This window comes from Synechococcus sp. BA-120 BA3 (assembly GCF_034931285.1).
GTDB lineage: Bacteria > Cyanobacteriota > Cyanobacteriia > PCC-6307 > Cyanobiaceae > Cyanobium.
The window spans coordinates 1-9,807 of sequence record NZ_JAYGHZ010000047.1; the positions used below are offsets into that span (position 1 = coordinate 1).

The 9,807-nt window shown below is 69.9% G+C and carries 8 protein-coding genes and 1 pseudogene; 2 read left to right on the forward strand and 7 right to left on the reverse strand.

The features are described 5' to 3' along the window. From VB737_RS03680 to VB737_RS03710, 7 genes are all read right to left on the reverse strand, one after another. Positions 1–679 (reverse strand): cyclic nucleotide-binding domain-containing protein (locus VB737_RS03680; protein ID WP_500311236.1); only part of this gene is annotated, 679 nt, incomplete at its 3' end. Next, positions 676–1,470 (reverse strand): peptidylprolyl isomerase, encoded by a 795-nt coding sequence (locus VB737_RS03685; RefSeq protein WP_500311238.1) that lies wholly within the window; start codon positions 1,468–1,470, stop codon positions 676–678. The genes VB737_RS03680 and VB737_RS03685, both read right to left, overlap by 4 nt. A gap of 73 nt (positions 1,471–1,543) precedes the next feature. Then, the gene (locus VB737_RS03690; protein WP_500311240.1) at positions 1,544–3,730 is read right to left on the reverse strand and encodes a glycosyltransferase; all 2,187 of its coding nucleotides are present in this window, start codon (positions 3,728–3,730) and stop codon (positions 1,544–1,546) included. Further along, on the reverse strand, positions 3,727–4,788 hold the full coding sequence (locus VB737_RS03695) for an HlyD family secretion protein (RefSeq protein ID WP_500311241.1): 1,062 nt from the start codon (positions 4,786–4,788) through the stop codon (positions 3,727–3,729). Before VB737_RS03695 ends, VB737_RS03690 begins: the two co-directional genes overlap by 4 nt. A gap of 364 nt (positions 4,789–5,152) precedes the next feature. Further along, positions 5,153–6,223, reverse strand: a complete 1,071-nt coding sequence (locus VB737_RS03700; RefSeq protein ID WP_500311243.1) for an endo-1,4-beta-xylanase — start codon at positions 6,221–6,223, stop codon at positions 5,153–5,155. Between the two features lie 77 nt (positions 6,224–6,300). Then, the gene (gene ligA / locus VB737_RS03705; protein WP_500311244.1) at positions 6,301–8,415 is read right to left on the reverse strand and encodes an NAD-dependent DNA ligase LigA; all 2,115 of its coding nucleotides are present in this window, start codon (positions 8,413–8,415) and stop codon (positions 6,301–6,303) included. A 3-nt stretch (positions 8,416–8,418) separates the two neighbouring features. Further along, positions 8,419–8,841, reverse strand: coding sequence for a hypothetical protein (locus tag VB737_RS03710; protein WP_106219489.1), 423 nt, complete (start codon positions 8,839–8,841; stop codon positions 8,419–8,421). Positions 8,842–8,902: 61 nt separating this feature from the next. On the opposite strand from VB737_RS03710, the gene VB737_RS03715 reads away from it, so the two are divergent. Further along, positions 8,903–9,445: a SprT family zinc-dependent metalloprotease gene (locus VB737_RS03715; protein ID WP_500311246.1), complete on the forward strand. Its 543-nt coding sequence runs from the start codon at positions 8,903–8,905 to the stop codon at positions 9,443–9,445. A gap of 138 nt (positions 9,446–9,583) precedes the next feature. Then, positions 9,584–9,807, forward strand: a pseudogene (locus VB737_RS03720) (hypothetical protein); the annotation flags it as partial.

Below are 9,807 nucleotides of genomic sequence, written 5' to 3' on the forward strand. Positions count from 1 at the left end.
CGGGGGCTGGGGTGAGGGCCACCAGACGCAGCGGCAGCGGCGGGCGGGCCAGGGGCAGGGGCTGCGCCGGGTCGAGCACCGAGCCGATCGCCAGGTCGGGCACGTTGGCGCTGGCCAGCAGCAACTCCTCTCCGTCCCGCAGGACGACGGCCCCATCGGCCGCTGGCCGCACCCCCCGAGCCCGCTGGCGCAGGCGTTCGAGCTTCTCCCGCCACAGGGACGGATCGAAGCGGCCCGCGGCGGCCCCCTCCCGCTGCAGCAGCAGTTGATGCAGCTCCGCCGTCCAAAGCTGGGTGCCGCACCAGCGGCGCAGGCCCTCCTCGGCCAGCAGCAGTTCCAGCATCACGGCGTCGGGGATCGCCGTCGCCAGCAGGTCGGAGGCGGCGCTCACCGGCTCGATCCCCTCCGCCCGCAGCAGCGACACCAGCCCGACGACCGAACCGGGCCCGAGCCGCTCGATGGTGAAGGGCCGGCCGTCCCGTTCCGCCAGCAGGCGGGCATCCCCTTCCAGGATCACCAGCACCCGATCACCGATGCTGCCGGCGCTGCTGAGGTCCTCGCCGACACGGAAGCGGCAGGGCCGGGCCTCCGCCAGCAGCCGCTCCCGGCCGGCGGCCGACAGGCCGTCGAAGGGCGGCAGGGTGAGCCAGTCGGTGCGGCCAGGGACGGTGGAGGTCATCGCCCCTGCCCCGGACGCAGCTGCAGGGCCACCTCCTGATCCACCCATTCCTCGAACAGCTCCCGCGCCATCCGTTTCTGCATGGCCTCGTCGAAGCTGGCGGAGCGGAGCGTCTCCAGCCGCACCACCAGCCACCAGCGGTCGATGCGCAGGGGCGGGTGCAGCTGGCCCGGCCGGCTGGTGCGCAGCAGCTCGGCCAGGGAGGGATGGGCCTGCAGCAGCGGCACCGGACCCACCACCCCGCGGGTGGAGCGCTCCGGCCCCTTGGCGTAGGTGGCGGCCAGCTCGGCGAAATCGGCTTCGCCCTCGGCGATGCGCAGGTAGAGCTCCCGGGCCAGGGCCCCGTCCTCCACCCGCAGCAGGCTGTAGATCACCTGGTCGAGCTGGTTCTTGCGGGCCAGATAGCGCTGCTCGGCCCGGTGCAGGAAATGCTCCTGGCAGTGGCGTTCGATCCTGGCCGGCAGCTCCGCCTGCCAGAGCACGTCGGCCTCCGACAGCTCATGGCGCTGCAGGTGGGCCCGCAGGTCGTCGGCGGAGCGGAGGCCGTGGCTGGCGCCCCACTCCTGCTGGGCCTTCTGGCGCTCCTCCTCCGCCAGGGTCACCGCGGCCACGGCCGTGGCGATCACCGACTGGCGCAGCAGCGGGATCAACAGCTGGTGGCGGGCCAGCTGGCGGCGCAGCTCCGCAGGGATTTCCGGCAGCGGCTCCACCGGCGCCACCGCCGTTGGAACGGAGGGAGGCGCCGGAGGATCGAGGCTGATGTCGTGGTCCAAGGAAAGGGCGACGGCCACGGGATCGGCTAACACCCAGCCATTCTGGGGCTGAACCGGCGATTCCCGATGTATCGGCGGCCGGGCCGGCAGGTCAGGAGCGCCGCACGATCGGCTCGGCCCGCACCACGCTGCCCAGGAGCAGGAACAGCGCCTCGACGCTGCCCACCCGCGTCACCTTCTGGAACCAGGCGTTTTCCCCGTAGATCAGCTGGATCAGGGCGGCCTCCGTCTCCTGGGCCGGCATCTGGAAGCTGAGCCCCAGCAGCGGCAGCTGGCGGCGGCGGGCCGTGCGCATCAGGCGCACCGGCAGTTCCAGGTGGAACTGGGGCACCCGCAGCAGCCCCTCCGTCTCCGTGCCCGTGGGGGCGGCGGTGTTGAGGACCAGGCTCGCCCCCTGCTCGGACACGTCGTTGGTGGTGCCCCAGTACTCCTTGCCCCCCAGTTCCAGGCAGGCGGCCAGTTCCAGGGGGAAGCGGTCGGCCTGGCGGCGGACCGGTTTGTCGATGCAGGCCAGCAGGCAGATGAACATCAGCAGGCCGTTGTAGAGGTTCCAGCCCACCATCAGGCCTTCGCCCTCGAAGACGGATCGGGACCAGCGGATGTCCAGCAGGGGCAGGCCGTAGTTCAGCACCAGTACACCCACGAACAGGAAGAGATAGGCCAGGAACGGCCAGGCGAATCGCAGATCCAGGATCTGTTTCTGGCTGGTGACGTCCTTGTTGGTCACCAGGCTGCCCACGGAACGGAACGGCCGGAACAGAATCTGGGACAATCTCCTCAGGGCCGGGAAGCAGAACAGGGCTTCGTAGACCTCCGTCCAGAAATGGAAGTAGTGGCCGTTGGTCTGCCAGGAGGGCAGGAAGTAGAGCAGCATCACGAAGGGCAGGCCGTAGGCCAGATATTCCACCGGCGGGGCGGCGATCAGGGTGAAGCCGATCAGCATCGACAAGAGCGGGAAAATGATGTAAACGGCGCGAAACAGGGGCGTCAGCAGGCTGAGGAGAAGATTCAGATAGAAGACCTTCTGCCAGAAATCCAGCGTCTTCCAGATCGGCAGTTGCTTCGGTGAGGTGAAGATCTGCACATTGCCCTGCATCCAGCGCAGCCGCTGCTCAAGGTAATCACGGAAGGTGCGCGGCACTTCGCCCAGGCTCAGTACCTCATCGAGGTAGATCATGCGCCAGCCATGGGTGAGCAGTCGAGTGCCGGTCTGGCTGTCTTCGACGATGCAGTGGGTGACATAGCCGCCGATGGCCTCCAGGGCCGATCGCCGGGCCAAGTAGGAGGTGCCGCAGCAGACCACGGCATTGAACGGATCCCGGATCACCTGGACGTAATGGAAGAAGTAGTCCATGTCGTCCGGCACCAGCACATCCAGCCCGAGGTTGCGATTGTGGAAATCGGAGTTGAAGTAGTGCTGGGGCGTCTGCACCAGGGCCACCTCGGGATCCTGGAAGAACCCCACCGTGCGATCGAGGAAGCGGCTGAAGGGAATGAAATCGCAATCGAAGACGGCGATCAGCTCCCCTTTGGAATGGGCCAGGGCGTAGTTGAGGTTGCCGGCCTTGCGGTGCAGATTGTCGGGCCGGCTCAGATACTGCACGCCCAGCTCCGCGGCCAGGGCGGCGATGGCGGGCCGGTGGCCATCATCGAGAACGTAGATGGTCTTGTTGGCGTACTGAATGTTGCGGCAGGCCAGGATGCAGCGCCTAATCAGGCGCTCGGATTCGTTGTAGGTGGGAATCCAGAGGTCGACGCTGGGCTGCTGTTCCTTCGCCCAGGCCAGCAGCTGGTCCGCCTGGCGTCGCCGTTGCTGGGGCCTGTACTGGAGGGAGGGGTAGAACTGCAGCGCCGATGTCAGCAGGTAGGTGACCTCGCAGAGGAAGAAGACGAGGCTGAAGAACAGGCTGACCGGGTGGGCCGTGTTGATGGTGGTGGCGCGCCAGATGAAGTAGCGGATCGTGAAGACCGACAGCAGCACGGTGGCCAGCAGATAGCTGGAGGGACGCCTCGGCAGCAGGTTCACCCCCAGGCAGATCCCCAGGGCCAGGGCCAGGGGCAGCAGCACGTCGACCCACACATCCCGCACCTGCCAGAGCTCGGGCAGGACCCGGAAACTGAGGGGATTGAGCAGCCCGATCGCCACCACGGACACCTGCAGGTTGGCCAGCAGCACCGCCAGCACCAGGCACCCCGCCGACAGCAGCAGCACCATCCAGACCCAGGGCGAGATCCGCGAACGGCCCTGGGGATCCGAAAACGCATGCAGGAACTTCATCGCTGGAAGCTGACCTTCGCCGTGAAGCCCACGTAGCAGAACTCCCCCGGCGGCGCCGGGAAGTCGTTGAGGATGCGGATCTTCACCTCGCTTTCCCGGGCCAGGTTGATCGGCACCGGCGTGGGGGCCTCCTCACCCAGCTGGGTGCGGCCGATGCCGGAGCGGATCCCCACCACCTCACCGCGCAGCTTGTCCCGGCTGCCCACCAGCTCGATCCTCGCCTTGCTGCCCAGGCGGATCCGGTTGAGGTCGTTCTCCGCCACCGTGGTGGTGAGCCAGCGCTGGCTGCAGTCGATCATCTGGATCACCGACTGCATCGCATCGACGGAGTCGCCCCGCTGGGCGCCCAGCTGCCAGATCACCGCCTTGCGGGGGCTGATCAGGCGGGCGCTGCTGCGCTCCTGCCATTCCTTCTTCGCCACGGCCACCTGCTGCTCCAGACCGCTCACCTGGAAGGCCTGGGTGCGCACATCCCCCTCGGCGTTCTCCAGGGCGATGGTGGCCTCCTGCAGCCGCACCACCGGATCGGAGTTGCTGCGGTTGTTGCGCAGGGTGAGCTCATTGCGGGAGGCCTCCAGCACCGCCGCCTGGCCGGCCACCTGGGCCTCCAGGCCCCGCACCTCCCGGGCCCGCTGCAGTTCGGTGGTGCGGGCCCGGTCGACCACGTTCGCGGCCACGGCACCAGCCCGGAACAGCTCCTCCTGGCGCTTGGTTTCCCTTTGGGCGAAGGCCAGTTCCTTGCGGGCGCGATCCAGGGCGAAACCCAGGTTGTCGCGGTCGCCCTGGTCGCGGGCCACCTCCAGGTTGCGCTGCTGGCGGGCGTCCTGGGTGAGCCGATCGACGAGCTTCCGGCGCAGATCGCGGCGGGTGCGCAGTTCTTGCAGCCGGCCCCGGGCCGATTCCAGCTCCGTCTCGAGGGCCGAGAGGACATCCCGGGAGGCCCTGGGGTTGACGATGATCGCCAGGGTCTGGCCGGGGCGGACCTCCCACGCCCGTGCCCACGTTGAGGCTCTCCAGGGTGCCGGTGACCGGACTCCGCAGCACGATCGGGGTGGCATTGATGACCGCATCGCGGGAGCGGGCGGTGAAGAAGTTGATCACGATGGCCAGGGCCGTGATCAGCAGCCCCGCCGAAATCAGCAGGATGGTGAGATCGGCCCTGCGGGAGCTGGGGATGGCGTCGTCGTCTTCCGTTGGGGCGATCTCAGGGCCGGCGATGTCAGGGGCGGCGCCATCCAGGACCTGACCGACCGGTCCGGCGGATTCGGGGTCGCTGGCGCCCGCGATGGATGGGGGCATCCCGACGTTGGATGAACGGATTTGAATTCTATCAGCAGCCATTGTTTTTGCTTGGGTAAGCCCTATCGACGGGTCGTGAATCTGTCAGCAGCCAGCTCTGCTGGGGCTGCCCATCTGAGCCGCTCAGCGCTTCTCGAGGGCTGCCTGAATCGTGGCGGTCGCCGGTTTCGGCCGGTTGTCTGCATCGAAGGGCAGGGGCCGCTGGGGCAGGCCATCCGTCCGGGGCATGAAAGCATTCAGCCAGGTGGTGCGATCACTCAATCCCCAGGTGGTGATCAGTTTCAGCCGCGATTCCGGCAGGACCGCCGCCAGAAAGTTGCCGTACACCGCTGCCACGGCCCGGTCCCGCTCCGGGATGGCCGCCGGCAGTTCCCGGTCGTTCACGTCCAGTTCGGTCACGAGGATGTCCAGGTCCAGGGCCGCCAGCTCCCGCAGGAAGGCGGGCAGCGTGCGGAAGGTGGTCGGTCCGCTGCCGTTGGCATAGAGATGGGCCTGCAGGCCTACGGCATTCAGGGGAACGCCGCGCTGCCGCAGCTGCCGCAGGAGCGTCAGGAAGGCCTGCCGCTTGCGCTGCGTCTTGGGGTCATCGCCCTCCAGCCCGTACTCGTTGATCACCAGGGCCGCCTTTGGATCGGCCTGGTGCGCCAGGGTCAGCGCCCGGGCGATGTAGTCGGGACCCAGCCGCTCCAGCCAGAGGCTGCGGCGCAGGCCCGTGCCGTCGTCGGCGATCGGTTCGTTGACCACGTCCCACGACGGCAGCTGGCCGCGGTAGTGGCCTACCACCGTGCGGATGTAGGTCGCCATGGCCCGATCCAGCTCCTCAGGCGGCAGGGCCTTCACCCAGGCCGGCAGCTGCTCGTGCCACACCAGGGTGTGGCCCCGCATCGCCAGGCCCTGCTCGCGGGCGAAGGCCAGCAGTCGGTCCGGGGCGCTGAAATCGAAGCGCCCGGGCGCGGCCTCCACCCCATCCCACTTCAGCTCTGATTCGGGCACGATCAGGCCGCTCTGCTCGCTCACCAGACGGCGCAGGCCCGGATCCTGCAGCTGGTCATTGGTGACGGCGGTGCCCCAGCGCAGCCCGCGCGCCGCCGCCAGCCCCTGCAGGGTCGGGGCCCTTCCCGGGGGCAGGGCCCGGGCCACACCCCAGCCCAGGGCGGCCACCACGGCGATCACGATCAGTTGCCGTCGTCGCATGGAGCGGGGGGAGGGGTGCCCCCGTCACTCTGGCCGGCCGTCCCGGCGCCGTCATCCCAACGACAACAACGGGAGGCTCAGGCCGGATCTGCCGCCAGCAGCGCCCGCAGGCCATCCTCGTCCAGCACGGCGACCCCCAGGTCCTGGGCTTTGGTGAGCTTGCCGCCGGCCTCCTCGCCGGCCACCACATAGCTGGTTTTCCGGCTCACCGAGCCGCTCACCTTCCCCCCGGCTGCCTCGATCAGGGCCTGGGCCGCGGCGCGGCTCAGGGTGGGGAGGGTGCCGGTGAGCACGAAGGTGAGCCCCGCCAGGGGCGTCGCCGGCGGCGGCCCCCCATCGCCGCTGCCATCCGGCTCCGGGGGGGCGGCCAGAGAGAAGCCCAGCGCCCCCAGCTGCTCCAGCAGCAACCGGTTGGCCGGCGTGGCGAACCACTGCCGCAGGGACTGGGCGATCTCGGGGCCGATGCCGAAGACCGCCGTGAGCCGATCCGCTGCCTTGCCGGCATCGTTGGCTTCGGCGGCACCGTCGGCGAGGGCGGCGGCTTCCAGCGCGGCGGCGCTGGGGAAGGCCCGGGCCAGGGCCTTGGCATTCACCTCCCCCACATGGTGGATGCCGAGGCCGTAGAGCTGACGGTGCCAGGGCTGCTGCTTCGACGCCTCCAGGGCGGTCACCAGTTTGGCGGCGGAGGTCTCCCCCATCCGCTCCAGGCTGGCCAGCAGGGCGGCATCGAGCCGGTACAGGTCGGGAATCGAGGCCACCAGACCCCGGTCCACCAGCTGCTCGATCAGCTTGATCCCCAGGCCGTCCACATCGAGGGCCCCCTTGCTCACCCAGTGGCGCAGGGAGCCCCGCAGGATGGCGGGGCAGCCGTTGTTGACGCAGCGGGTGGCGGCCTCCCCCACTTCCCGCACCAGCACCGAGCCGCATTCCGGGCAGGTGGGGGGCAGCTCCAGCCGCCGGGCTCCCTCCGGCCGCAGCTCCACCAGCACCCTCACCACTTCGGGGATGATCTCGCCCGCCTTGCGCACCACGATCGTGTCGCCGGCGCAGAGATCCAGCTCCGCCAGGCGGTCGGCGTTGTGGAGGGTGGCGCGGCTCACGGTGGTGCCGGCCAGGGGCACCGGCTCGAACTCCGCCACCGGGGTGACGACCCCCGTGCGGCCCACCTGGCAGGTGAGGCGCAGCAGGCGGCTGGGGGCCTCCTCGGCGGCGTACTTGAGGGCGATCGCCCAGCGGGGCGCCTTCTGGGTGAAGCCCGCCTCCCCCTGCAGGCGCAGGTCGTCGAGTTTCACCACCACCCCATCGGTGGCGTAGGGCAGGCCGCGGCGCTCCTGCTCCCAGCGGTCGCAGAAGGCCTGTACCGCCGCCAGATCGGGGCAGAGGGCGCAGTGGGGATTGACGCGGAACCCGGCCGCCTTCAGCCAAGCGAGGGCCTGCCACTGGCTGCGGGGCACGGCAGGGTCGCCGGGGCCGGCCCGCCAGTCCTCGGGCAGGTGCAGGGTGTAGGCGAAGAACGACAGCCTGCGGGAGGCCACCACCTTTGGATCCAGCTGCCGCAGGGTGCCGGCACAGGCGTTGCGCGGATTGGCGAAGGGGGCCTCGCCCCGCTCGGCGCGCTCGGCGTTGATGGCGGCGAAGGTGGCGTCCGGGATGAAGGCCTCACCGCGCACCTCCACCCAGGCGGGGGGCTGCTCCAGGTCGAGCCGCAGGGGCACGCTGCGAATCGTGCGCACGTTGGCGGTGATCTCCTCGCCCCGCTCCCCGTCCCCCCGGGTGGCGGCCCGCACCAGTACCCCCTGCTCGTAGCTGAGGGCGAGGGCGTTGCCGTCGATCTTGAGTTCGCCCACCATCGGCAGGGCAGCAGGTGGGGAGCCGGCCGTCGGCTCCCGGTCGAGCACCCGCAGGAGCCGGGAGTACCAGCCGTCGAGCTCCTCGTGGGAGAAGGCGTTGTCGAGGCTCAGCAGCGGGATCCGGTGGGCCACGCTGCTGAACCCCTCGGCCGGGGAGCCGCCCACCCTCTGGGTGGGGCTGTCGGGCCGGATCAGCTCCGGATCGGCCTCCTCCAGCGCCACGAGCTCCCGGTAGAGCCGGTCATAGACCGGGTCCTCCATCACGGGAGCATCGAGCACGTAGTAGGCGTGGGCGGCGCGGTTGAGCAGCCGCCGCAGTTCCTCCGCCCGGGCTTGGGCCACGGCTCAGGCGGCCGCCAGCTTGGTGATGCGATCCACCCTCCAGGTCTCCTCCACCTTCACGAAGGTGAAATCGAGGGGCAGCTCCTCCTTGCCGTCGCTCTTGAGCTTCACCGTGAGGATCACCTGGCCCTCCTGCAGCCGGGGCCGGCCGGACTTGAGGTTGCGGTATTTGTTGAGCTGCAGCCCGGCCAGGAAGCGGATGAACTGCTGGCGGTTGACGTGGGAGCGGTAGTTGCGGGTGGTGAGCAGGTAGGCGCCGTCCACCTGGCCGGAGGCCACCTGGGTGAAGAACTGCTTGATCAGCGGATTGATGCCCCGGGCACTGAGCACCAGCTTGACCGCCGAGACGGTCCAGTAGAGCAGCAGGCCCCCGGCCCCCGCCAGCAGGAGCTTGGTGCCGATGTCGCGGGCCAGTCCCCAGTCCATGGTGATCCCATCCGTTCGCAGCGTTGCAGAGTCTGACGGACGACCCCACCAGAATGGGCCGATGCCCCTGGAACCGCTGCTGCCCCTGTTCCACCGGCTCAACCGCGAGCACTTCGACGGCCAGCTCACCCGGGAGAACCGGCCCCTGGTGGACGTCCGCTGGAGCGACGGCCGCCTCACCCGCACCGCCGGGCTCTACCGGCGGGGGCGTCTGGCCGACGGGCGTGACCTGTGCGAGATCGTCCTCTCCCGCCCCCTGCTGGAGCCGCTGCCGCGGCAGGCCATCCTGGGCACCCTCTGCCACGAGATGATCCACGCCTGGGTGGACCGGGTGCTGGCGGAGTCGGAGGTGCACGGCCCCCGCTTCCGGGCCCGGATGGAGCAGATCAACCGGGCCCAGGACGACTTTCAGGTGAGCCTGCGGCACCGCTATCCCCTGCCGGTGGCGGCCAGCCGCTGGATCGCCCGCTGCCCGTGCTGCGACAGCCGCACGCCCTACCAGCGCCGCCGGCAGGGCCTGGCCTGTCGCCGCTGCTGCGAGCGCCTCCATGGCGGGCGCTGGGATGCGAGCTGTCTGCTGGTGTTCGAGCCCAACACCGCCTAGGTTCTGGCGCAGGTGTTGGGGCCGATGGCGACGTTTCTGTGGACCCTGGAATGGGGTGGCTTCACCATTGCCCTGGTGGGGATGGGGCGGGAGCACTGGCTGTCCGGCCGGCGCCGCTAAATTGGTTTGATGCATCCGATGGATCAGGGCTACGGCCGCGAACGGGATCCCTGGGAGCGCGACACTCCCGAGCGTGAACCCTCCAGGCGCCCCCGAGGTGGTGGCGACCCCCTCGATCAGCGCGTCGACCGCTGGGTGACGGCCGGCCGTCAGTTCGTCGAGGGGGTGGCGGGCTCGCGGCCGGGGGGCCGACCCCCCGGGCGTGGCTCCGACCGTCGCCCCCAGCTGCGGCCCCGGATGGA

Excerpts from the sequence above, each read along its gene's own strand:
- VB737_RS03690 (WP_500311240.1), bottom strand. The coding sequence starts at position 3,730 with ATGAAGTTCCTGCATGCGTTTTCGGATCCCCAGGGCCGTTCGCGGATC.
- VB737_RS03700 (WP_500311243.1), bottom strand. The coding sequence starts at position 6,223 with ATGCGACGACGGCAACTGATCGTGATCGCCGTGGTGGCCGCCCTGGGC.
- VB737_RS03710 (WP_106219489.1), bottom strand. The coding sequence starts at position 8,841 with ATGGACTGGGGACTGGCCCGCGACATCGGCACCAAGCTCCTGCTGGCG.
- VB737_RS03715 (WP_500311246.1), top strand. The coding sequence starts at position 8,903 with ATGCCCCTGGAACCGCTGCTGCCCCTGTTCCACCGGCTCAACCGCGAG.
- VB737_RS03695 (WP_500311241.1), bottom strand. The coding sequence starts at position 4,788 with ATGCCACCCCGATCGTGCTGCGGAGTCCGGTCACCGGCACCCTGGAGA.